Origin of the sequence: Synechococcus sp. CS-205 (genome assembly GCF_025128255.1) — a bacterium.
Taxonomy (GTDB): domain Bacteria; phylum Cyanobacteriota; class Cyanobacteriia; order PCC-6307; family Cyanobiaceae; genus Regnicoccus_A.
This window is the reverse complement of the sequence record NZ_JAHLZB010000024.1, coordinates 63,223-85,311: the sequence shown is the minus strand read 5'-3', so window position 1 is coordinate 85,311 and position 22,089 is coordinate 63,223. Positions and strand designations below refer to the sequence as shown.

At 68.8% G+C, this 22,089-nt stretch carries 24 protein-coding genes and 1 pseudogene; 10 read left to right on the top strand and 15 right to left on the bottom strand.

Going from position 1 to position 22,089, the window contains the following annotated elements:
* Both secF and KQ297_RS05620 read left to right on the top strand, forming a co-directional pair.
* A complete protein-coding gene (gene secF / locus KQ297_RS05625; RefSeq protein WP_259738548.1) occupies positions 1-1,032 on the top strand; it encodes a protein translocase subunit SecF in 1,032 nt (343 codons plus the stop codon).
* On the top strand, positions 1,032-1,217 hold the full coding sequence (locus tag KQ297_RS05620) for a hypothetical protein (protein ID WP_259738547.1): 186 nt from the start codon (positions 1,032-1,034) through the stop codon (positions 1,215-1,217). The genes secF and KQ297_RS05620 overlap by 1 nt, the downstream gene beginning before the upstream one ends.
* Here KQ297_RS05620 and KQ297_RS05615 read toward each other — a convergent pair whose 3' ends face one another.
* The 4 genes from KQ297_RS05615 to mnmH are packed head-to-tail and all read right to left on the bottom strand — an operon-like array spanning position 1,218 to position 4,822.
* Positions 1,218-2,219 carry an AI-2E family transporter gene (locus tag KQ297_RS05615; protein WP_259738546.1) on the bottom strand — a complete coding sequence of 334 codons (1,002 nt, stop codon included), beginning with the start codon at positions 2,217-2,219 and terminating at the stop codon, positions 1,218-1,220.
* Positions 2,216-3,289 (bottom strand): AI-2E family transporter, encoded by a 1,074-nt coding sequence (locus tag KQ297_RS05610; RefSeq protein ID WP_259738545.1) that lies wholly within the window; start codon positions 3,287-3,289, stop codon positions 2,216-2,218. The genes KQ297_RS05615 and KQ297_RS05610 overlap by 4 nt, the downstream gene beginning before the upstream one ends.
* Positions 3,286-3,687 (bottom strand): photosystem II reaction center protein Psb28, encoded by a 402-nt coding sequence (gene psb28 / locus KQ297_RS05605; protein ID WP_185466259.1) that lies wholly within the window; start codon positions 3,685-3,687, stop codon positions 3,286-3,288. Before psb28 ends, KQ297_RS05610 begins: the two co-directional genes overlap by 4 nt.
* A gap of 22 nt (positions 3,688-3,709) precedes the next feature.
* Positions 3,710-4,822: a tRNA 2-selenouridine(34) synthase MnmH gene (gene mnmH, locus KQ297_RS05600; RefSeq protein WP_259738544.1), complete on the bottom strand. Its 1,113-nt coding sequence runs from the start codon at positions 4,820-4,822 to the stop codon at positions 3,710-3,712.
* A gap of 71 nt (positions 4,823-4,893) precedes the next feature.
* On the opposite strand from mnmH, the gene KQ297_RS05595 reads away from it, so the two are divergent.
* Both KQ297_RS05595 and KQ297_RS05590 read left to right on the top strand, forming a co-directional pair.
* The gene (locus KQ297_RS05595) at positions 4,894-5,619 is read left to right on the top strand and encodes a GUN4 domain-containing protein (protein WP_259738543.1); all 726 of its coding nucleotides are present in this window, start codon (positions 4,894-4,896) and stop codon (positions 5,617-5,619) included.
* A gap of 51 nt (positions 5,620-5,670) precedes the next feature.
* The gene (locus tag KQ297_RS05590; RefSeq protein WP_259738542.1) at positions 5,671-6,084 is read left to right on the top strand and encodes an ATP-binding protein; all 414 of its coding nucleotides are present in this window, start codon (positions 5,671-5,673) and stop codon (positions 6,082-6,084) included.
* A 25-nt stretch (positions 6,085-6,109) separates the two neighbouring features.
* On the opposite strand, the gene KQ297_RS05585 is transcribed toward KQ297_RS05590, so the two are convergent.
* On the bottom strand, positions 6,110-6,430 hold the full coding sequence (locus KQ297_RS05585; RefSeq protein WP_259738541.1) for a DUF6439 family protein: 321 nt from the start codon (positions 6,428-6,430) through the stop codon (positions 6,110-6,112).
* A 15-nt stretch (positions 6,431-6,445) separates the two neighbouring features.
* Between KQ297_RS05585 and KQ297_RS05580 the strand changes: the two genes are divergently transcribed.
* Entirely contained in the window at positions 6,446-6,796 is a 351-nt protein-coding gene (locus KQ297_RS05580) for a hypothetical protein (protein WP_259738540.1), read from the top strand.
* A 182-nt stretch (positions 6,797-6,978) separates the two neighbouring features.
* Here the strand turns inward: KQ297_RS05580 and KQ297_RS05575 are convergent.
* Both KQ297_RS05575 and KQ297_RS05570 read right to left on the bottom strand, forming a co-directional pair.
* Positions 6,979-7,191 (bottom strand): annotated as a pseudogene (locus KQ297_RS05575) (copper-binding protein); the annotation flags it as partial.
* Between the two features lie 93 nt (positions 7,192-7,284).
* Positions 7,285-8,346 (bottom strand): class I SAM-dependent methyltransferase, encoded by a 1,062-nt coding sequence (locus tag KQ297_RS05570; protein ID WP_259738539.1) that lies wholly within the window; start codon positions 8,344-8,346, stop codon positions 7,285-7,287.
* Positions 8,347-8,501: 155 nt separating this feature from the next.
* Here KQ297_RS05570 and KQ297_RS05565 point away from each other — a divergent pair, with 155 nt between their 5' ends.
* Positions 8,502-8,735, top strand: coding sequence for a hypothetical protein (locus KQ297_RS05565; RefSeq protein WP_259738538.1), 234 nt, complete (start codon positions 8,502-8,504; stop codon positions 8,733-8,735).
* Here KQ297_RS05565 and glnA read toward each other — a convergent pair.
* A complete protein-coding gene (gene glnA, locus KQ297_RS05560; protein WP_259738537.1) occupies positions 8,713-10,134 on the bottom strand; it encodes a type I glutamate--ammonia ligase in 1,422 nt (473 codons plus the stop codon). The genes KQ297_RS05565 and glnA overlap by 23 nt on opposite strands.
* A 250-nt stretch (positions 10,135-10,384) precedes the next feature.
* Between glnA and KQ297_RS05555 the strand changes: the two genes are divergently transcribed.
* Both KQ297_RS05555 and KQ297_RS05550 read left to right on the top strand, forming a co-directional pair.
* Complete coding sequence (locus tag KQ297_RS05555) at positions 10,385-10,903, top strand: allophycocyanin subunit beta (RefSeq protein WP_259738536.1); 519 nt, start codon at positions 10,385-10,387, stop codon at positions 10,901-10,903.
* Between the two features lie 59 nt (positions 10,904-10,962).
* Positions 10,963-12,171, top strand: coding sequence for a pyridoxal-phosphate-dependent aminotransferase family protein (locus KQ297_RS05550; RefSeq protein WP_399251260.1), 1,209 nt, complete (start codon positions 10,963-10,965; stop codon positions 12,169-12,171).
* On the opposite strand, the gene KQ297_RS05545 is transcribed toward KQ297_RS05550, so the two are convergent.
* Positions 12,141-12,650, bottom strand: coding sequence for a nucleoside deaminase (locus KQ297_RS05545; RefSeq protein ID WP_259738535.1), 510 nt, complete (start codon positions 12,648-12,650; stop codon positions 12,141-12,143). The genes KQ297_RS05550 and KQ297_RS05545 overlap by 31 nt on opposite strands.
* 90 nt (positions 12,651-12,740) lie before the next feature.
* Between KQ297_RS05545 and KQ297_RS05540 the strand changes: the two genes are divergently transcribed.
* Positions 12,741-14,207: a pyridoxal-dependent decarboxylase gene (locus KQ297_RS05540; RefSeq protein ID WP_259738534.1), complete on the top strand. Its 1,467-nt coding sequence runs from the start codon at positions 12,741-12,743 to the stop codon at positions 14,205-14,207.
* 113 nt (positions 14,208-14,320) lie between these two features.
* On the opposite strand, the gene KQ297_RS05535 is transcribed toward KQ297_RS05540, so the two are convergent.
* Genes KQ297_RS05535 through KQ297_RS05520 form a run of 4 tightly spaced genes read right to left on the bottom strand, consistent with a single transcriptional unit; the run spans position 14,321 to position 19,152 of the window.
* The gene (locus KQ297_RS05535) at positions 14,321-15,913 is read right to left on the bottom strand and encodes a YcjF family protein (protein ID WP_259738533.1); all 1,593 of its coding nucleotides are present in this window, start codon (positions 15,911-15,913) and stop codon (positions 14,321-14,323) included.
* Positions 15,913-18,114: a transglycosylase domain-containing protein gene (locus tag KQ297_RS05530; RefSeq protein ID WP_259738532.1), complete on the bottom strand. Its 2,202-nt coding sequence runs from the start codon at positions 18,112-18,114 to the stop codon at positions 15,913-15,915. Before KQ297_RS05530 ends, KQ297_RS05535 begins: the two co-directional genes overlap by 1 nt.
* Positions 18,101-18,580 (bottom strand): signal peptidase II, encoded by a 480-nt coding sequence (lspA, locus tag KQ297_RS05525; protein WP_259738531.1) that lies wholly within the window; start codon positions 18,578-18,580, stop codon positions 18,101-18,103. Before lspA ends, KQ297_RS05530 begins: the two co-directional genes overlap by 14 nt.
* The gene (locus tag KQ297_RS05520; RefSeq protein ID WP_259738530.1) at positions 18,577-19,152 is read right to left on the bottom strand and encodes a biotin transporter BioY; all 576 of its coding nucleotides are present in this window, start codon (positions 19,150-19,152) and stop codon (positions 18,577-18,579) included. Before KQ297_RS05520 ends, lspA begins: the two co-directional genes overlap by 4 nt.
* 61 nt (positions 19,153-19,213) lie before the next feature.
* Here KQ297_RS05520 and KQ297_RS05515 point away from each other — a divergent pair, with 61 nt between their 5' ends.
* Positions 19,214-19,495 carry a DUF3148 domain-containing protein gene (locus KQ297_RS05515; protein WP_259738529.1) on the top strand — a complete coding sequence of 94 codons (282 nt, stop codon included), beginning with the start codon at positions 19,214-19,216 and terminating at the stop codon, positions 19,493-19,495.
* Here KQ297_RS05515 and KQ297_RS05510 read toward each other — a convergent pair.
* Entirely contained in the window at positions 19,453-20,775 is a 1,323-nt protein-coding gene (locus KQ297_RS05510; RefSeq protein WP_259738528.1) for a pitrilysin family protein, read from the bottom strand. The genes KQ297_RS05515 and KQ297_RS05510 overlap by 43 nt on opposite strands.
* Positions 20,772-22,070: a pitrilysin family protein gene (locus KQ297_RS05505; protein ID WP_259738527.1), complete on the bottom strand. Its 1,299-nt coding sequence runs from the start codon at positions 22,068-22,070 to the stop codon at positions 20,772-20,774. The genes KQ297_RS05510 and KQ297_RS05505 overlap by 4 nt, the downstream gene beginning before the upstream one ends.
* Positions 22,071-22,089 lie beyond the last annotated feature (19 nt).

The window sequence follows — 22,089 nt, the reverse complement described above, 5'->3', positions numbered from 1 at the left end:
ATGACTTCCTCCCCATCGGGATCGGGCGCCTCAGCACCGATCCAGTACTTCCGCATCACGCGCCACCGGCGCATCGCCTGGTGGGGCTCCGTCGTGGCCTGCCTGATCAGCCTGATCGGCATGGCCCTCTGCTGGCTCAACCCCGCCATCGGCGCGCCGCTCAAGCCCGGCCTCGACTTCACCGGTGGCACCCGAATCCAGATGGAGAGGGCCTGCGAGCCTGACTGCTCGGCGATCTCCGTGCCCGAGGTGAGCGCCAGTCTTGGAACCCTCCAGCTTCCCGCTGAGAACGGTCAGGCAGCGCCAAGCCTCGCTGGCGCTCCGGTGCAGGTGCTCGACCAGGGTCGCTCGATCGAGCTGCGTCTGCCCAGCCTCAGCGCCGGGCAGGGAACCAGCGTGATCCAGCAGCTGGCCGCCAGCCTGGGGCCCTTCAAGGACGGCGGCACGTCGGTCGACACGATCGGGCCCACCCTGGGGGCACAGTTGCTGCGCAGCAGCCTCATTTCCCTGCTGGTCAGCTTCGCGGCCATCGCCCTCTACATCACGCTCCGCTACGACAGGGTGTTCGCCTTTCTGGCGATTCTCTGCCTGGCCCACGACGTGCTGATCACCACCGGGCTGTTCGCCTGGCTCGGGTTGCTGCGGGGAATCGAAGTGGATTCCCTCTTCGCCGTGGCCCTGATCACCGTGGCCGGGTATTCGGTGAACGACACCGTGGTGGTCTTCGACCGGATCCGCGAGCAGAAGGCCAACCTGGGGGGAGTTCCCTTCAGTGAGCAGGTGGACGTGGCCGTGGATGCCACCTTGACCCGCTCGATCTACACCTCCCTCACCACGCTGCTGCCCCTGCTGGGGATCCTCTTCTTCGGCGGCAGCAGTCTGTTCTGGTTCTCCGTGGCCCTCACCTTCGGCATCAGCGTGGGCAGCTGGTCGAGCATCGGCCTGGCCCCCACCCTGCTGCCTCTGCTCAGTGGCAAGGGCTTCGTCGGACCCAGTGCCGGGAATGGGGCGACGCCAGCGGGCGTGGCTTGATGCCGCGCGTCCCGCCGCTGATCCCACTGCTGCTGGTCCTGTTGGCGTTCGGGGATCTGAGGTCGGAACTGCGGCTCCTGCTCGACCATTTCACCTGGTCGTCGCTGGTGACGGCCATGCAGCAGCATCCCCTGGCCGTGGCGGTGCTGGTGCTTACGCCCAGTCTGATCCGCCACTACCGCTGATCAGGTCCAGCGATCCATCATCTGCTCCACCAGCACGCGCTGACAGATCACCTGCAGCACCACCACCAGCGGCAGAGCCAGCAGCACTCCGGGCAGGCCGAGCAGGGCGCCCAGGCTCAACTGGGCCATCAGGGCCACGGTGGGCAGCAGGTTGACCGTGCGGCTGAGCAGCAGGGGGGTGAGCACGAAGGCTTCGGCGTTCTGCAGCAGCAGCCGCAGCACCAACACCTGGACCACCTTGGCAGGGGAGATCAGCAGGGCCACCGCCAGGGGCAGAAGCGTGGCCACCGTGGGGCCGATCGTGGGCACAAAGGTGAGCAGACCGCAGACCAGTCCGCTCAGCAGGGCCAGGGGAACCTGAAGCAGGGCCAGACCAGCCCAGGTGAAGAGGAACACGGTGACCGCCGAGAGCGTCATCCCTGCCAGCCAGCCGCCGAGCGCCTGGCGCGACTCCCGCAGCAGCGACTGCATCGAACCGCGCCAGAACTGGGGCGTGGCGGCCAGCACCAGCCGTTGGTGCGGCCTTGGATCCAGGGCCAGCAGGATCGCCAGAAGCACCATCAGCAGGATCTGGATGGTGGAATTGGCGGCGCCGCCGGCCACCCCCAGCAGCTGACTACCCAGGGGCTGCAGTTTCTCCCAGGTGGCCAGCTCCAGCAGCCTGTCTTCGAGGCCGCGAAAGGCCGTGGAGCCTCCCGCCAGGTCCCCCAGCCGCTGCAACAGCACCGGCAGCAACTGGGTGAGCTGGTTGGCCTGCTGCAACAGTTCAGGCAGCAACAGGTCCGACACCTTCCAGCCCACCACCACCAGGGCCACCATCACCAGGGCCACGGCGCTGGGGCGGTTCAGGGGCAGTCGACGGCGCAGGAGGCTCACCGGCACGTCCAGCGCCACGGCCAGCACCACGGCCCCGAAGAGCACCAGCAGCACCCAGCGCAGTTCCCACACCAGCAGCGCCAGCAGCACCAGGGCGAGGGTCCCCAGCAGGGCACGGCCGTTCATGGGGACAGGCGCTGACGCTTCCAGGGATCCAGGATGTCGTGGATGATCACCTCGCGCACGATCACCTGGACGCACACGGCCATCGGCAGAGCCAGCAGCAGCCCCAGCGGCCCGAACACAATCGTGAACAGGAACTGGGCCGTGAGGGTGAGGCCCGGCAGCAGGTGCACTTTGGCGTGCATCACCGATGGGGTGATCACATAGCTCTCCAGGTTCTGAACCACCACATAGAGGCCGAGCACGGCCAGGGCCTTCCAGGGGGCGTCGAGCAGAGCCACCGACATCGGGAACACCGTGCTCAGGGTGGGACCCACGTTCGGAATCACATTGAGCAGACCCGCCAGCAGGGCATTGGCCACCACCAGCTTCACCCCCAGCAGCGACAGGCCGACGCCCGCCAGCAGAGCCACGAACAGGGAGCTGATCACCACCCCCACCATCCAGGCGCTCAGGGCCGCTCCGCAGAGATCCAGCACACGCCCGAAGCGGCGGCGGTAGAAGGAGGGAGCCAGCAGCACCAGCACACCGCGGTAGGCGGTGGGTTGCACCGCCAGCATCAGGCTCACCGCTATCACGAAGACAAACTGCAGGGTGCCGCTGCCCAGGTTGCTGGCCAGGCCCAGCAGCCGCAGGGCTCCCCCTCCAAGACCACCCGCCACCACCTCGGGGCTGGGCCCCTCGGACGGCCAGAGCTGCTGCAACCACTCCAGCGAGCCGTCATGGCGGCCATAGAGGATCCGGCTCACGTTGGAGAGCACCCGGCGCGCCAGGCCGATCAGCACATCAGCCGCGTCTGGGAGCTTGGCCAGCAGCTCCGCGAACTGCTCCACGAAGGGAGGAATCAGCACCGCACTGCCCACCACCACCACCAGGGCCAGTCCCACCAGGCTGATCACCAGAGCCAGGGGCCTGGGGCAGCCCAGACGCTCGCGCACGGCGCCCACCAGGGTGCAGATCGCCAGGGCCAGCACCACGGCGGCAAACAGCTGCAACAGCAGCCCCCGCAGGTTCCAGAGCAGGGCCACGGCGGCGATGATGGCCGCCAGGCCCAGCCATTGCCCGAATTTCAAGCGTCTGCGGGTTCGCCCTCGGCGCCCGGATCGGGACTGGCGTCCGGGGTGTCGGGCTCCCCGTCCTTCTCGGCGAAGCCGAGACCATGGCCGGCGGCGTAGCGCTCGGCGAAACGCATGAAGCGGCCGAAGTCCTCTTCCGTCTTCCAGGTGTAGGTGGCCTCGAGGGCACTGGGTTTGCCGTTCACGAAGCGGGCCTTCACCTCCCGCGTCACCAGTTCACCTTCCTCGTCGAGCAGGAACATGCCGGTGATGTCGCCCATGGTTTCAGGGGCGAGCGCCTGGGGTTGCTCGAACACGAACAGGGCCTGGCCGGTTCGTCCATCGCGGGAGCGGGTCAGCCGGATATCGGGAACCACGGGCTCGTCCACCCCGCGAAAGAACTGAATGGCCGTCATCGGGGTGGGGCAAAGTCCGATCCTAAGCAGAGCCTCCGATCCCGCCTTCAGGGTTCACATGGGCTTGATCTTCCGGGCCGGCTCCAGCAGCACTGGCCAGCCAACCCTGCTCCCGCAGCCAGTCGGCCGCACGCCGCTCATCCCAGTCGTGAAGCTCCAGAGAGCTGTGGCTGGCGCCGGCCACCGGCCGCTTGCGCTGCCGCTCCAGCTCGTGGTCGTAGCAGCGGTCGTAGTAGTCGAGCATCCAACGGCAGGCCTCGCTCCAGTCGCGACTCTCGATCGCCGCCAGGGCCGCCTGGGTGCGGGCGGGTCCCAGCCGCCGGGCGATCCGCCGGGTGGCCTCCGAGAGGGCTTCAGGGTCCTGCCCCCCGTACACCTGCACCAGCCGGCGCAACCGCTCGCTGAGCGGGCGACGGATCTCCAGCACCGCAGCGTTCTGCATCTGCCGCCAGAGGCCTGCGGGAATGCGACAGCGCCCCACCTGGGCGCTTTCGGCCTCCAGCCAGATCGCCTCGGCCCCACGGCAGGCCTCCAGGGACGCCGCCAGCCGGTTTTCATAGTGCTCGTTGCTTGGCTGAGGTGGCATCCCGAGGCCTCCGAAGCTGCTGCCGCGGTGGTGGGCCAGGCCTTCGAGATCGACCACGGCCAGGCCGCGATGGGCCAGCTCCAGCAGCAGGTCGGTCTTGCCGGTGCCTGTGCGCCCCCCCAGCAGGCGCAGGGGCCATGAGCGCTCGAAGCGGGCAAGCACCCAGCGGCGGTAGGCCTTGTAGCCCCCCTCCAGCAGCTGTACGGGCAGCCCGAGGGTTTCGGCCAGCCAGCCAATGCTGGCGGAGCGCATGCCGCCGCGCCAGCAATGGATGCGCAGGGGCCCGCCGCCAGCGTCCTGGTGGTGGGCGAGGAGCCCATCGCCGAGGACCGCCAGCTTCGGGCCCACCAGGGCCAGCCCGGCTCGAACCGCCTGTTGGGAACCCCGCTGCTTGTAGGTCAGCCCCACCTCAGCCCGCTCATGGTCGCTGAACAGGGGCAGGTTGCGGGCTCCGGGGATGTGCCCATGGGCGAACTCCGCCGGGCTACGCACATCCAGCACCGCTCCCTCGCCTTGCAGGAAGGCATCGATCGCCAGCCACGACGCCATCGCGCCCCATCCCACGGACCTTGCCTGACATAGTGGGCCCACGCAGGCCAGGCTCAGGCCCGCCGAACTCCATGCTTTCCGGTCCACCCGCTTCCGCCACGGCCAGCGCCGAACAGCTGCTCGAGCGCTTCGGTTCGAGCTCCCCGCGGCAGCGGCGGAGTCTGCTTCCCCAGATCGAGGCCCGCCTCCCGGAGCTGCGCCCCCTGTTGCTGGAAGCCCTCTCGCGCCACGATCCCGAGGGGGACGACTGGATCGCAGGGGTCTGGGTTCAGGCCTTGATGGCCCAGGACGACAGCCACAGGACCGCTTTGCTCGAGGGCCATCCGGACGGTTGGCTGCGCGTGGGGAGTGATGCCGGCATCTCCTACGCCTCTCTGCAGGAGGCCCTGGCCCAGCGCCGCTTCGAGCAGGCGGACCGGATCACCAGCGAGGTGCTCAGGCAGCTGGCCGGAGCTGAAGCGATGCGCCGGGGCTACGTGTATTACAGCGAGGTGGCTCCCATGCCCCCCCTCGATCTGACCAGCCTCGATCGGCTCTGGGTGGTCTACTCACGGGGCCGCTTCGGATTCTCCGTGCAGGGAAGGCTGCTGAGGGCCTGCAACGGCCGCTGGGAGCAGCTCTGGCCCAGGCTGGGCTGGAAGTGTGAGGGCACCTGGACCCGCTACCCCAGTGCGTTCCAGTGGAACCTGGAGGCGCCGGAGGGCCACATGCCCCTGATCAATCAGTTGCGCGGTGTGCGGCTGATGGACGCCCTGCTCAACCACCCGGCCGTGCAACAAAGAATCAGCACCCGTTGAGCCGGGGGCGGCACGGAGCGTTAGGGTCAAATTCAGCCCTGGTTGGTGTGGATGCTTCGGCGCCTGATCACTCCGCTGCGGTGGACCGATTTCATCACTCCCTCCACCCTGCAGCTCGCACCACTGGTGGAGCTGCTGCTGGAGCCGATGGCAACAGCCGCCAACCTGGCGGAGCTGCAACTCGGACTGCAGGAGGCCCTGGTCAATGCGGTCAGGCACGGCAATGGCGGTGATCCAAGCAAGTGCCTGCGCATCCGCCGGATCCTCACCCCCCACTGGGTGATCTGGCAGATCCAGGATGAGGGCTGTGGTGTGCCGGTGTGCGCCCGCTCCAACGAACTGCCCGAGCGCAGTGATGCCTGCTGCGGCAGAGGTTTCTTCCTGATTCACCACTGCTTCGACGACGTGCGCTGGAGCGAGCGGGGCAACCGCCTGCAGCTGGCGGCCCAGCGACACCGGGTCTGAACCCCAGACCAGGAATCCCGTGGATTCAGTGGCCGTGGCTGGGGCAACCGGGGTCGCGCAGGTCCCCCTTCAGCCAGGCCAGCCCATGCTCGAGCAGTTCGATCGCCCGTTGCTGGGCATCACCCTCAAGGCGCTGGGGCGGGCTCTGCTCAGAGAGCAGATGCACCAGGGCTGCAGCCACCTGCTCAGCCGCGCGCCTGGGCTTGTGACCCTTCAGGGCATGCCAGTCACGGCCGTCGATGGCCAGCAGCCGCTGGAGCTCCTCGGCCAGCTGGCGGCTGGGGTCCGGCCAGGTCTGAGGGGATCCGCTCCGCGTGGGGGCAGCGGGCGCTGAAGAAAGCGGCACTGGACGGAGGACGTGATGAAGATCCATCCTGACGCGATGGCCTTCTCTTCGCGGCGTCGACCGGGTCGCCGATTCCGTCGACCGCTCAAGCGGGTGATCCGTCGCCGTTCCGGCTGGTTGCATGGGCTCTCCACCCTGCTCACGGTGGCCTCTCAGGGGGAGCGGCTGTCCGCCGCGGAAGCCGAGAGCCCCGGCGACCTCTCCAGCAACTGGCGACGGTTGAACCAACGGCTTGAGCTGGGTCAACGGTTGCTGGATCCCCTGCCCACCGCTCTGCGCGCCAGCCGGTGGCAGGAGACGGTGCTCTGGAAGGCCCTGCGCTGGGGCGGGCTCGGGATGCTCCTGGCCTGGTGGCTGTTGCGCTAGACGGCCAGCAGCGGCTGGGGGGCCTCCTCCAGCAGACCCACCAGGTAGGGGCTGCCCTCGGAGAACAGGCCTCCGCTGGCGAAGAGAACCTCCTTGGGGGGGACGGGGAGGGCCAGGGGGTCGACGGCCGGATCACTCAGCGGGGGGACAGCGGCCACAGAGGCCGGGGTGGGGCGCTGAAGCTGGCCCCGACGCCAGGCGTGATGCAGGGAGCGGCGCCGGCGGTCCTCCTGAAGCACCAGTCTGTCGGCTCCGGCGCGTGGACTCTCCCCTGCCAAAAGAGGGGTGCGCAGGCGAATGCCGTAGCCGTGAGCTTCGATCTGGACGTGTCCTTCCATCAGCACCGTCTGAAAAGACCAGCCCTGCAACCAACGCAGATGGAACGGATTGGTCATGGGACTAACGCGCAGAGATGTCTATGAAAACTATTCAGAATCTGCAAGGTCTGCCTCAGGAGGGGGAGGGATGTGCTCAAGCGCGGACTTCACTCAAGACAGGGGCTTGGTGGCGGACCAGACCCGGGTCATGAAATGGGAGCGGGCGCTGATGCCGCTGAAGCCGGCCTGGCCAAGGCGGGCTTCGATGTCGTCAGAGATGTAATCGCGGTAGTAGGGCTCATGGAAGGCCCGGCGGAAATTCTCCAGCGCGACGGAGAACTCTGGTGAATCGGCCAGCTGGATCGAGTCGGCCAGCACCAGCACGCCACCGGGTTCGATCACCCGGAAACATTCCTGCAGCACGTTCTGACGGGCTTCACCGGGAAGCTCATGGAAGAGGAACACACAGCTCACCGCCTGGAAGGTGGCGTCGGCGAAGGGAAGGCTCTCGGCGTTGCCCTGCACCAGCTGGGGCAACTCACCCGGCAGCTGGCTGAGGCAACGGTTGGCTTCACGCAGGTAGGAGGCGGAGAGGTCGAGGCCCACCAGCTGGATCCCAGGGAGGCCACCACGCAGCTGGCGCAGGGTCCGGCCGGTGCCCGTGGCCACATCCAGCAGGCGCAGCTGACCCGGAGAGCGCTGGGCGAAGGCCCTCAGCCCCCGTTGTAGAGGGCTGATCAGCCGGCGGCGCATGGCATCGGCGCTGCCGTTGAAGAGGATTTCAACCTGGAGGTCGTAGAGCGCGGCGGAATGGTCGCTCAGGTAGCCATCGGTCTGATGGTGAAAGTTCTGCAGGTAATAGGAGGGATAGTCCTCCAGGCGAATGTGCCGGGGAAGATCCCGCACCTTGCGCTGGGTGCGGCGGTTCCACTGCCGGGGAGTCTCGAGCCAGACCAGGGGGTAGCGGGCCGCCCAGTCGAGCCACGGGGCATCGAAGAGCAGGGAGGGTGGATAGAGACCGCTCTCGGCCTCCTGCCAGTCGGTCTCCAGCAGCCGGTCCATCGAGGCCTTGAGGGCCAGGCTCATCTGCGGCGGCACCGGCACAGTCTTGGGGACCCCCTGGGGATCAACCAGACGCATCAGCCGTGATCCCAGCTCCTTGTGGGCCAGCCCCATGATCGTCTTGCCCTGCTGCAGGGCCTGATAGGCGAATTTGCTGACGGTGTCGGGCATGGGGTGCCGGTGGGAAGACGGCGGCAAGGGCCCTCCATTTCAGCCGATCCATCCCCTGGCTGCGAGCGCCAGAGGGGCGTGAAGGCCTGCGAAGACAAGCCGGGCTCCGGTAGCAATCGCTACAGAATGGTTCCAGGCCATCGGGAGCTCCGGCCATGGGCCCTGCATCCAGTCAACAGATCGACCCCACCGTCCTGGCCTGGGCCCGGGCCCACCGCCGCCAGCGACGACGCCATGCCGCCGAACTGGCCCAGATCACCCTCCATCACGACCCCGGCGATCGCCGGGAAGCCATCGGGCAGCAGCTGGCCTGGACTCGCCGGCGGGAGCGCGCCCGCCATCTCCACACCAGTGCCCTGGCCCAGCTCAGGCGTCGTAATACAGGCTGAACTCGTAGGGATGGGGTCGTTGCCGCAACTGCTGCACCTCCTCGTACTTGAGGGCGATCCAGTTGCTGATCAGGTCGTCGCTGAACACATCCCCGGCGAGCAGGTAGTCCTTGTCGGCCTCGAGGGATTCCAGGGCGCCGCTGAGCGACGCGGGCACCGTGGCGACATGCTCCAGCTCCTCGGCAGCCAACTCGAACAGATCCAGATCCATTCCGTCGCCAGGATCGATCTGCTGGCGGATTCCATCGAGCCCTGCCATCAGCATCGCCGAAAAGGCCAGGTAGGGGTTGGCCATGGCATCGCCGGTGCGGAACTCGAGGCGCTTCGCCCTGGGGTTGTCGCCACTGAGGGGGATGCGCACGGCCGCCGAGCGGTTCCCCTGGGAATACACCAGGTTCACAGGTGCCTCGAAGCCGGGCACCAGGCGCTTGTAGCTGTTGGTGGTGGGGTTGGTGAAGGCGAGGAAGCTAGGGGCATGTCTGAGCAGACCGCCGATGTACCAGCGGGCCGTCTGGGAGAGGTCGGCGTAGGTGCCCAGACCGAAGAACAGGGGTTGCCCCCCTTTCCAGAGGCTCTGATGCACGTGCATGCCACTGCCGTTGTCGGCGAACACCGGCTTGGGCATGAAGGTGGCGGTGCGGCCGTACCTGCGGGCCACGTTGCGCACCACGTATTTGTAGGACATCACATTGTCGGCCGCGCTGATCAGCTCCGCGAACTTCATGCCCAGCTCCTGCTGGCCGGCGGCCCCCACCTCGTGGTGATGCTTCTCGATCGGGACCCCCAGTTGCCCCAGGGTCAGCAGCATCTCGCTGCGGATGTCCTGAAAGACATCGTTGGGTGGTAGTGGGAAATACCCCTCCTTGAGATTCATCTTGTAAGCGAGGTTCCCCCCCTCCTCTTGCCGACCGGAATTCCAGGGGGCTTCGATCGAGTCGACGCTGTAGGAGCAGCCGGCCTCGCTGGAGCTGTAGCGGACGTCCTCGAACAGGAAGAACTCCGGTTCCGGTCCGAAGAAGGCCGTGTCGGCCAGGCCCGTGCCGGCCAGATGAGCCAGCGCCCGCTCGGCCAGCGCCCTGGGGCAGCGTCCATAGGGCTGCCCGCTGCGGGGCTCCCGGATCGAGCAGATCAGGCTGAGGGTCTTGTGACGGAAAAACGGATCGATCCAGGCCGTGGACGGATCGGGCACCATCGCCATGTCCGATTGATTGATCGCCTTCCAGCCGCGGATCGAAGAGCCATCGAAGGCCAGGCCCGTGCGGAAGGCCTCCTCATCGAGCATCTCGGCGCAGACGGTGAGGTGCTGCCATTTGCCATGGAGGTCGGCGAACTTGAGGTCGATCAGCTCGAGAGCCTCGTCCTTGATCCGGCGAAGCACATCCTGGGCTGAGCTGACCATGGGGAGGCAGAGGCGGTTTGGAGGGGCAGAGGCTGCGGGCACCGGAGGGCGACCGCCGCGACTGATCGTCCGACCGTGACAGGCAGCCTCCGGTAACCGTTGTAACCCTCAATCCGGAGAACCCCAGGGAGCCGCCATGGGGCCAGGCTGCGTAACCGTTTCTGTCAGATTGGCCAGATCCCATGGCTGGACAGGGTTTTGGCCAAACACGGGTGCTAGCTTCCGCTCCAGGTGCGACGATCTCAACGTCATGCGCGATGCCATCACCGGCCTGATCGGCCGGTATGACCAGCTGGGGCGCTATCTCGATCGTGCGGCGATCGACCGCATCGCCACGTACCACGCCCAGGCCGAGGTGCGCCTGGCGGCCGTGGAGATGATCAATCGGGAGGCGGCTGAGATCGTTCGGGACGCCAGCCGCCGCCTGTTCGAGCAGGACCCCGAGCTTCTGCTGCCTGGCGGCAACGCCTACACCACCCGTCGGCTGTCCGCCTGCCTGCGGGACATGGACTATTTCCTGCGCTATGCCAGCTACGCGCTGGTGGCCGACGATCCCACCATCCTCAACGAGCGGGTGCTCAATGGCCTCGACGACACCTACAAGAGCCTTGGTGTGCCCACCGGGCCAACGGTGCGCAGCATCGTGCTGCTGGGGGAGGTGCTGGCCGAGCGGCTGTCGGATGCAGGCCTGGAGCCTGCGGATCTGATCCAGGCCCCGTTCGAGCACATGGCCCGCGGCCTGGCCGCCTCCGACTTGAGGGTCGGCTGAGCGGCCGATGGCCCTCTGCTTAGGCTGACGTACACCGTTCCTTCGTTGCGCTGCAGGCCTTGGTCACCCTGTCCTCCTCCCCTTCCACCTCCTCGGCGGCCGCCGTGAGCAACCGCCATCGCCTGCAGCTGGGGCCGATCGCCACCCCTGACCGCCTCCTGCTCGGCCCAGGGCCCTCGAACGCCCACCCCACGGTGCTGCAGTCGCTTGCTCGCACCCCGATCGGCCATCTCGATCCGCTCTACATCGAGCTGATGGGAGAGGTTCAGGATCTGCTGCGCTACGCCTGGCAGACCGAGAATCGCCTCACCATCCCCATGAGCGGCACGGGCAGTGCCGCCATGGAGGCCACCCTGGCCAACACGGTGGAGCCCGGCGACAAGGTGCTGGTGGCGGTGAAGGGCTACTTCGGTCTGCGGCTGGTGGACATGGCCGGTCGCTACCGGGCCGAGGTGGCCACGATCGAGCGGCCATGGGGTGAGGCCTTCACGCTGGAGGAGATCGAGCAGGCCCTCGACACCCACCGACCGGCCATCCTGGCGATGGTCCATGCCGAAACCTCCACCGGCGTCTGCCAGCCGATGGAAGGGATCGGTGAGCTCTGCCGCCGCTACGACTGCCTTCTCCTGCTCGACACGGTCACCTCCCTGGGAGCCGTGCCCCTGCATCTCGACGCCTGGGGGGTGGACCTCGCCTACAGCTGCAGCCAGAAGGGGCTGAGCTGCCCGCCTGGCCTCGGCCCCTTCACCATGGGGGAGCGTGCCGAAGCCAAGCTGGCCGCCCGCACCGGCAAGGTGCCCAACTGGTACCTGGATGTGTCGCTGCTCAACCAGTACTGGGGCAGCAACCGGGTCTACCACCACACCGCTCCGGTGAACATGAACTTCGGCATGCGCGAAGCCCTGCGCCTGCTCGCCGAAGAGGGCCTGGAGAACGCCTGGAGCCGACACCGCAGCAACGCCGAACGTCTCTGGGCGGGCCTGGAGCGCCTCGGACTGGAACTCCACGTGCCCGAGCACCTGCGCCTGCCCACCCTCACCACGGTGCGCATTCCCGAGGGGATCGACGGCAAGGCCTTTGCGCTCCACCTGCTCAACACCCATGGCATCGAGGTGGGCGGTGGGCTGGGAGCCCTCGCGGGCAAGGTCTGGCGGATCGGCCTGATGGGGTACAACAGCCAGCCTGAGAACGTCGACCTGCTGCTCAACCTGCTGGAAACGGAACTACCCGCCTTCCGTCAGTCCCAGCCGTTTGCCACCGTCGCCTGACGGCGCCGACGGCGCCTGAACCAGTCCTCCAGCAGCTCTCTGGCCTCACCCTTCAGCACCGCCTGGCCCACCTCCATGTGGTGATGGGCGCTGGGATCGAGGGCCAGGTTCAGGCAGCCCCCCAGAGCTCCGCGCTTGGGGTCGCCGGCAGCGAACACCACCCGTCCCATGCGGGCCTGGATCAAGGCGCCCGCACACATCGGGCAGGGCTCCAGGGTCACCAGCAGGGTGCAGGAATTGAACCGCCAGTCGTTTCTCAGGTGAGCAGCCTGGGACATGGCCACCAGTTCGGCATGGCCGAGGGGATCCTGCTGCCGGTGCCGCCGGTTCGTTCCCCAGCCCAGGGCACGGCCGGCTGAGTCGAGAACGACCGCAGCCACGGGAATTTCACCAGCCTCTCCCGCCCGGCGCGCCACCCTGAGCAAGCGCTCCATCCAGAGCTGCTGGCTGCCGACGGGCAGCGGGGCTGGAGAGGGCATCGACACCGACGACTGCTGTGACGCAGGACCCCCCCGAGACTGACAGCCCATCACCGGAAGGCCCCCAGGGCACGCACATCACAAGAGAGAATGAGTGCCCCGACCGCCTTGCCCTTGGCCGTCTCGCCTCACCTGGAGCGGGCGCTCGACCCCCCACCCTTCGCCGCGCCGGATGGCTTCGATGCGGATCTCGAGGCCTTCCTGCAGGACGCCTCTCATCAGCTCTGCCACTGGCTGGGTTCGGCGCTGAGCCGTCCTCCCCTGCCGGGGCTGAGTCTGCTGCCGGCTGTGGAGCCGGAAGACCACGGCCTTGGCGCCGAGAGGCTGCTCGCCGATCTGCACCTGGTGATGGAGGGGGCCTACAACCCCAACCATCCAGGCGCTCTGGCCCACCTCGATCCACCTCCCCTGAGCGCATCGCTGGTGGGAGATCTGATCTGCGCCGGACTGAACAACAACCTGCTGGCCGAGGAGCTCTCGCCATCGCTGAGCCGGCTGGAGCGGAGCCTGTGCGGCTGGCTGGGCCGGCGGCTGGGCCTTGGCGACGCCGCCGGCGGAGTGCCCGCCAGCGGCGGCAGCCTCAGCAATCTGATGGCCTTGGTCACCGCCCGGGAGAGCCGCGGCCTGCGCGGCGCCCCCCAGGCTGTGGTGCTCTGCGGCCAGGACAGCCACACCTCGCTGGAGAAGGCGGTGATGGTGATGGGGCTTCCGGCCGGAGCCCTGCGGCGGCTGCCCCTCGACGGCGATGGTCGCCTGGAGCCTGCGGTGGTGGCCCAGAGCCTGGCGGACCTCACGCAAGCCGGCGTTCCGGTGATCGCCCTGGTCGCCACGGCCGGCACCACAGTGCGCGGAGCCGTGGATCCCCTGGTGGAGCTCGCCGCCGTCTGCCGCCGCCATGGCGTCTGGCTGCACGTCGATGCGGCGATCGGGGGAGTGCTCGGCCTGAGTGAGCGTCATCGCCAGCGGGTGGAGGGCCTGGGGCTGGCGGATTCGCTCACGATCAACCCCCAGAAGCTGCTGGGGATCACCAAGACCTCCTCCCTGCTGCTGCTGGCCGACCCCTCGGCTCTGGAGCGGAGCTTCGCCACGGGCCTGCCCTACATGGAGCGCAGCCGCGAAGGCGGCCATGGCGGCGAGTGCGGGCTGCAGGGGACCCGCAGCGCGGAGATCCTCAAACTGTGGCTCGGCCTGCGCCAGTTGGGCCTCGATGGCATCGAAGCCGTGATCGAAGCAGCGATTCAGCGGCGGCGCTGCCTGCAGCAGCTGTTGCACGAGACGCTCGACCCGCAGCAGCTCACCCTGCTGAGCGGCCCCCTGCACCTGCTGGCCTTCCGGCCCAGCCAGCTGGATGCGGAAGGCTGCAAGCGCTGGTCGGAGCGCTGCCGGCAGCAGCTGCTGGCCCATGACCTGATGCTCTCCCGTCCCCGCTACCAGGGGCGGCACCATCTCAAAGCAGTGCTGGGCAATCCCCACACCCAACCGGAGCACCTCGAGCGCCTCGCCGCGGTGGTCGGGCGGTCGCTGGACGCCGGGAGCCCCGCGCCAACCCAGCCATGACACCACAACCTCCATGAGCCAACAACAGCCCCCGACCAACCCGCGCGGACGTTGGGTGGCCATCGTCACCGGAGTCGTCTCGATCCTGATCGGTGTGCTCTATCTCGGTCTGATCACGGTGCTCGATGCCCGGGGCCCCCTCCAGCCCCCTCCCCCCGAGGCCCTGGGCGTGGAGGCAACTGCCGGTCCCGCCGGCGCTGCAGTGGTTCCACCACCCGGCGCAGAGCCACCTCCAGAAACCCGCGCAACGCTCCCTCCCGCCGGTTGAGGTCGTACTGGCGCTGCACCACCTCCTGCAGACCTCCGTCACCCCAGTCCTGACCCTGCTCGAAATAGGTGAGGAAGCTGAGGCCCGCAATGCGCGTCAACCAGGCGGCACTCACCCCCTGCACGGCCTTGCTGACCACCAGCGCCGGCAGATTCAGGCTCAGGGCCGTGGTGATCAAGCCCAGCCCCCCCTTGATCACCCCAAGGCCCGCCAGAGTGCGCCCCACCGAGAGGGCCAGATCCTGCCCCGCCTCCCGCGTCAGGGTCACTCCGTAGACCCGGCCCAGCTCCACCACCATCTGGGCATTCACGGCCGCGGTGCCGAGCAGATCCACCACCGGCAACGGATTGACCACGAGCACCCCGGCACCGATCCACATGTAGCGATCGATGATCGCCTCCCCGTCCTGGCGACGCTGGCGCGAGAGCAGGGCGCGGCTGGCGTCGCTGAGGCGCTGACTCTGCAGCAGGATGTTGTCGGCGATCAGCTCCTCACCGTCCTGGTGGAGCACCGCCGAGAGGCGACGCAGCAGGGCGTCCACCTCCGGACCAGGCTGAAGGGGCCGCCCGCCGGGCCTGGGGATCGACTGGGGGGCCGCTGCGGCGGGGATCACATCGTCAGGGGTGATCCTGCCGGCACAGCGCTGGCGCAGCAGGGCCAGCAGTCGCCGCTCCTCCTCCTCGCCGCGCAGATCGCACTTGTTCAGCACCAGCACCAGCCGTTTCCCCAGGCTGGCGAGGGCCTCGAACACCTGAAATTCTGCAGCGCGCAGATCACCATCCACCACCAGCACCAGCAGATCGGCCCGGGCCGCCTGCTGACGGGCCGCCAGCTCCCTCTCCTGGCCGTCGCGGCCGGACTCGAGAATGCCCGGGGTGTCCACCAGCTGCAGCCCCCGCTGAAGCCCCTTCAGACGCAACCGGTAGGTGAGGCAGGTGGTGGTGGAGCCCATCGCCGCCCCCACCTCACCCACCACCTGATTGAGCAGGGCGCGGATCAGGGAGGTCTTGCCGGCGGAGCCGCTGCCGAACACCACCAGCACCAGATCGCCCCGGGCGAGCTCCGCCTCGACCCGGTCGCGTTCCTGGCGCAGAGCTTCGCGGGCGACTTGATCCCGCACCCGTTCCAGCACCGGATCAATCGCCCGCAGTTGCTGGCCCACCGCCTCCTGGCGGCTGCTGGGGGCGGGGAGGGGGCCCTGGCCAGGGCCAGGCAGCTGCCTGGGTGTGCGCCAGGCCCGCAGCCAGGGCCAGGCCAGGCGCAGCAGCAGCACGCCGCCGCCGCCCAGCACCAGCAGCAGCAGGGGGCCCACCAGGGCTGGCGGCAGGAGGTAACTGAGCTGCCACACCAGACTGTTGAAGGCCTGCAGCAGCAGCGAGAGGGCCACGATCGCGGCCAGGGCCACCGCCAGCCAGATCCAGAGCCGCAGGCGAGGCATCAGGGCTTTGCCGCGGGAGTGCCAGGGGTGGGGGAAGCCTGGCGCATGATGTCGCCCCAGAGAGCGGCGGCGAGGGCACTGCTGCTGCGGGTGGGGCTGTTGTTGTCGTTGCCGAGCCAGATGCCCATCACCCAGTGACGACGAGGCTCATACCCGATGAAAAGCAGATCACGGGCCCCGTTGGTGGTGCCGGTCTTGCCGCCTTCCTGCCCCCCGAGGGACGCCGCCCGACCCGTGCCGGAGCGGACCACGGCCCGCAGCAGCCCCTGCATGTTGCGGGCGACCTCGGGCTTGAGCACGCTGCGCCCGGCCTGGATGGCCCGGTTCGGCTGATCGCCGTCGCTGCTGCGGCTGCGGCAGCTGTCGCTGCTGAGGCCCCCGCAGGTTTCGGCGTCGGTGAGGCGACGGATCGTGGTGGGAGCGTGCCAGACCCCGTCGTTGGCCACGGCGGCATAGGCGGCTGTGAGCTCGATCAGGCGCACCTCGCTCTGGCCGAGGGTCAGGCCCGGCACCGGGCTGAGGCTGGAGCTGATGCCAAGGTCCACAGCCTGCTGCACCACCGCGTCGAGCCCCACCCGCCTGGCCAGCCGCAGGGCCGCGGTGTTGCTGCTGATGGCGAAGGCCTGGCGCAGGCTGAGGCTGCCCGAGCAGCCACTGGAGAACGACTGTCCGCCCCAGCTCAGAGGGCTGCAACTGATGGCCTCGCCAGGCCCGATGCCCCGTTGCAGGGCCGCCAGGTAAGTGAAGAGCTTGAAGGTGCTGCCGGGCTGACGCAAGGCCTGGCTGGCCCGGTTGTACTGGCTGGTGCGGTAGTCACGCCCCCCGGCGATGGCGACCACGCCGCCGTTGCGGCTGTCCAGCAGCACGACGGCCCCCTGCGTCACCCCCAGCGACCCCGAAGCCGCCAGGCGACGGCGCAGCTCCCGCTCCACCACCTGCTGCACCGACGGATCCAGATAGGTCTCCACCAGGAAATTTCCCTCCTCCGCCACATCCGCCCCCAGCAGTCGCTCCAGGTCGAGTCGCACCTGGTCGATGTAGTAGGGCGCGGGCCGCCGGGTTCCGCTGCGGCAGGCCTGGCTACCCAGCCGGATGGGGCTGCGACGGGAACGGCGGGCCTGGTCGGCGCCCAGTCGGCCGCTGTCGGCCATCTTCAGCAGCACCACGTTGCGGGCCTCGAGCGCCGCCTGGGGGTTGATGCAGGGATCGTGCCCATTGGGGGAGGGCAGCAGGCCCACCAGCAACGCCGCTTCCTCGAGGCTGAGCTGGGCCGCAGGTTTGGCGAAGTAGTGGCGGGCGGCATCTTCGAAGCCCCATCCCACCCCCAGATACACCCGGTTGAGGTAGCTGAGCAGCAGGTCGCCCTTGCTGAAACGGCCCTCCAGCTGCAGCGCCACCAGCAGCTCCCGCCACTTTCGGATCAGGGTTTCCCCCTGGCCCACCTGCTCCGGATAGAGGCTGCGGGCCAGTTGCTGGGTGAGGGTGCTGCCTCCCTCGAGCACGCGCCCACCCAAGACATTGGTGGCCAGCGCCCGTACGGTGCCGATCGGGTCCACCCCCGGATGCCACCAGAAACGGCTGTCCTCACTGGCCAGCAGAGCGTCCACCAGCACCGGGGGAAAATCGGAGAGCGCCTCGTTTTCGCGGTGCTCGCTGGAATCCGCCGAACTGAGGGGGCGGTTGAGCCGGTCGTAGAGGGCAAGCGGGCCCCGCACCGGCGCCAGGCTGCCCCGCACCGGGGTCAACAGCCAGGCCACCCCCAGCAGCAGCACCCCTCCCGAAGCCAGACCCGCCAGGGCCAGACTGGCCCCGCGGGCAAGCCGCAGCCCGCGGGGGCTCGGCTGGCGCTCGAACACCAGCTCCGGCAGGCCGGGTTCCGCCGGGGGACCGAAACGGACCACATCGCCATCCCGCAGCAGCAGCTCCCGGATGCGCCGGCCACGCCAGAACAGTCCGTTGGTGGAGCCGGCGTCACGGATCAACCAGTCGTGGGCTCCCACCAGCTCCAGCCGGGCGTGCTGCTTGCTCACGGCGGGGTGGTCGAGGGTCAGCTCCAGGCCAGGGTCACGGCCAAGGCGAACCAAGCCGCCATGGAGGGGCACCCGTCGGGAGGGCTGGCCGGCAAGGTGGATCTCCACCTGAGCGCCCGAAGGACTCTGCAGCTGAACCAGCTGCCGCTTCAGGCCCTCAACGGCGCTCACGGGGGCGTCCCTCCCACAGATCGAGGATCAGGCAGACCACCGCCACGTTGATCGCCACGTCGGCGACGTTGAACACCGGGAACTGAACGGGCACGAACTCGAGAAAATCGACGACACCGCCGAGACGCCAGCGGTCGATCCCATTGCCCACGGCCCCTCCCAGCAAGGATCCGAGCCCCAGCCACTGCCAGCGCGGCATCTCGGGATGGCGCTGGATCCAGACCACCAGCAGCAGCGCCACCGCCAGACTCACCACCCCCAGCCAGACGGCGGCACCGGTGAACAGGCTGAAGGCAGCCCCGGTGTTGAACACCAGCCGCAGACGCAACAGCCCCGGCAGCAGCGGCTCCGCCAGGCCGGACGGCAGGACGGCCGAGGCCCACGCCTTGGTGAGCTGGTCGAGCACCAGAACCAAGGCGGCCACCGACCAGGCCAGGCGTCGAGCGGAGCTGACCGCCCGGCTCATGGTTCCACCAGCAGGATCCGGCGCAGGGGCCAGGCCAGCACCGCCACACAGCAGCAGAGCAACAGCTGGGACAACAGCGGCCCCAGGCTGTAGGCGATCAGCAGATCCGGCAGACCGGCACTCCAGCGCCCCGCCAGGGCCCCCAGCAACAGGTTGGCGATGCCGCACAGCTGAATCACCACCAGGCCGAAGCAGGCCGCGCCCAGCAGACCCAGCAACTGCCCCATCCCCTCCTGGCGAGCCAGCCGACCACTCACCCAGGCGGCCGGCACGAATCCGGCCAGGAAACCGAAGCTCGGGTCGAGCAGGTAAGCCATGCCACCGCCGGAATGGAACACCGGAAGCACCAGCAGGCCAAGACTGAGGTAGGCCACCGCCGCCAGCAGGGCCGGCCTGGGGCCGCAGACCAGGGCCGTGAGCAGCAGGGCCGGGACCTGAGCGGTGACGGGCAGATCCAGCAGGCGCAGGCCTCCCCCGGCCAGGGGCAGGGGAATGGCGGCCTGGATCAGACCACCCATGACGATCAGCAGCAACCCCACGAGGGCACCGCTCCAGTTGGCTAAGGCCCGCACATCAAGGGGGATTGTCTGCCCCCATCCTGCTGTAGTGGAGGCCAGCTGAACAGCGGTGGCGATGAGCTCCCCCGACCAACCCACCGTGACGCCCTCGGAACCGGAGGCCCAAGCCTTCAGCGTTGGCGACTTGGTGCGGATCACGGCCCGGTTGTCGTACCTCAAGACGGCCGATCCGATGCCGATGCTGCGTCCCCCCGACCTGGTCGACGCCGACGAAGTCGGCCAGGTGATCGGACTCAGGGCGATCAACCAGCTGGCGGTGCGCTTCCGGCGTGGCACCTTCCTGCTGGACTCCGATCAGCTCACCGCCTGCTCCGGCGACGAGCGGCCCAGGGGGTGAGCGCCCCAGACCTGCGCGGCGGCGTGCAGGGCCTGGGGCGGTCCGCAGAGGCTCAGGCTCGGCCGGCTCAGCAGTTGCCGGGCCACGGTGTGCAGCGTGGCGGGATCGAGACTCTCGGCGCGTCGAAGGGCGTCATCGGCGTAGGACCAACCGAGGCCATGGCCGAGCACCATCGCCTGACGGCTGGCGATCTGGCCGCAGGTCTGACGGCCAGCGGCGGAGGCGCCGCGGAACTTGGCCAGGGCCAGGGCCAGTTCGGACTCGCTCAGGGGCTGATCGAGCAGGCGCTGCCACTCGGAGAGCAACTCCCTGGTGGCCTCAGTGGCCCGTTCGGCGGAACTGGAGAGATGGAACACGAAGGGGGAGGCGCCACAACGGGCCGGGGCATGCACCCCCACGTCGTAAGCCAGGCCGTGCTCTTCCCGCAGAGCCACGAACAAACGACTCGACATGCCCACCCCCAGGTGGCACTGCAGCAGACGCAGGGCCAGGGAGCGGGGATCGCCAAGCGGCACCGTGCTGGCACCGAGCAGCAACACCAGCTGTTCGGTGTCCTGCTCCTCCCGCACCAGGGCCGGGGCGGCCTCCCCCAGCTGGCCGGGCAGGGTCAGCGGGGGCCGGGCGGCCCAGATCGGTGCAGCGGCCGGATGCAGCAGCTGCTCCAGATCCCGGGGGGGGCGACCCACCAGCACCAGGGCTGCCCCCTGGCCGCCCAGATCCTCGGCGGCCTCCAGCAGCCTGGAACGGTCGAGCCCGGCCAGCTCCTCCTCCACCCCGAGGGGGTCGTGGCCATAGGGACCCTGACCATAGAGATGGGACTGCAGCAGGTCGTGGGCCTGCTGGAAGGGGTCTTCGCGCAGGCGGGCGAGGGTCTGCAGGTTGAGTTGCCGCTCGAGACTGATCTGATCGGGTTCGAGCCAGGGGCGCTGCACCATCGCCCCCAGCAGGGGCAGCAGAGTCGGCGCGTCGTCGCTGGCGCACTTCAGACTGATCACCAGGGCATCTTCACTGGCCTCGCAGCGGAGGTCATCGCCGAGGCCCTCCACCAGATCGGCCAGCTGATCACCACTGAGCTCGCCGCAGCCGCGGCTGAGCAGACCCGCCAGCAGCTGGGAGCGACCGCGCTGGCCTGGGGGGTCGGCGGCGCTGCCGCCACGGATCCAGAGCCTGGCGGAGAGGATCGCCGGAGCGCCGCGGCGCAGCACCGACACCGGGCAGCCCCCCGGGAGCTGGAAGCGCTCGGGCTGGGGCAGGGGCGGCAGGGTTGTGGTGGTGCTCATGCGGGCAGGGCCAGCAGACGGCAGGCCCGCTCGGGGGCCAGCAACGGCAGGAGTTCAGCACCGAGGCGCTCCACACTCCAGCGCTGCAGCAGCTCGAGGGGATGGTGCAGCGGCTGCAGTCGCCCCCAGAGGCACTGGTGACCGATCAGACCAGCCACCGAGGACGCCGACTCCAGACCGAACCGGTAACCATTCGCCACCAGGCGGCGGGCGCGCTCCAGCTCACTCTCTGCGGGAGGGGTGCAACAGAGCTCCCGCCAGACCTCTGCAATCTGCTCCTCCACCGCCGCCACCTGCTCGGGAGCGCAGACCGCCTCCAGCAGGGCCAGGCTGCCGGCCTCCAGCACATTGAGATCCAGGTCGACACTCTCCACCAGCCGCCGGTCCTCGCGCAGGCGTTGCACCAGGCGGCTGCGGCGGCCCTCCGCCATCAGGCTGGTGAGCAGATCGGCGCCGGCCACGGCCTCCAGATCAGCGGCCGCGGGAAGCTGCCAGGCCATCAGCAGGCGGGCCGCCTCCAGCCGTGGCAGCCGTAGCTCATGGACGCCGGGGAGAAGCGCCAGATCAGGGCCGGCAGGCGGTGGCAGGGCCCCGGGCAGTGCAGAAGAGGGCACGGGTTCGAGATCGGCCAGGGCACTGCCCGCCAGCAGATCGTCGAGGGCCAGGCCATCGAGAGCACCGGCCAGGGCCAGGCTGCAGCGCCTGGGCCGGTAGCTGTTGCGATGGAAGGCCGCCATGCGCTCGGGGTTCTGAGCCTTCAGCGCTGAACGATCCCCCAGGATCGGGCGTCCGTAGGGGTGCTGGGGACAGGCCAGGGAGAGCAGGCGCTGGAAGGCCACCTCCTCAGGCTGATCCTCGCTCTGGGCCAGTTCTTCCAGCACCACCTGGCGCTCCATCTGAAAGTCGCCGGGGTCGAGGCGCGGCTTCAGCACCAGATCCAGCAGCAGGTCGAGGGCCTCGGCCACCCCCTCCGGTGGCACGAGCACGTGGTAATGCACGTCATCGAAGCCCGTGGCGGCATTGCTGCTCCCGCCCAGGGACTCGACGCGACGATCGAATTCCCCCGCCTCCAGGCGCTTACTGCCCTTGAAGACCATGTGCTCCAGGAAGTGGGCCATCCCCGCCTGGTCTGGCCCTTCGCCTGCGCTGCCGGCCCGGCACCAGAAATCGAGGCACACCAGGGGAGCCTGCTCCTGATTCAGGCTCACCACCTCCACCCCGTTGGGAAGACGCAGCAGGCGGGGATCCTCGAAGCTGTCGGCAGCCTGGAGCGGGGGGCGGGAAGATTGGGGCAACGGGGGCGCCGAACGGACG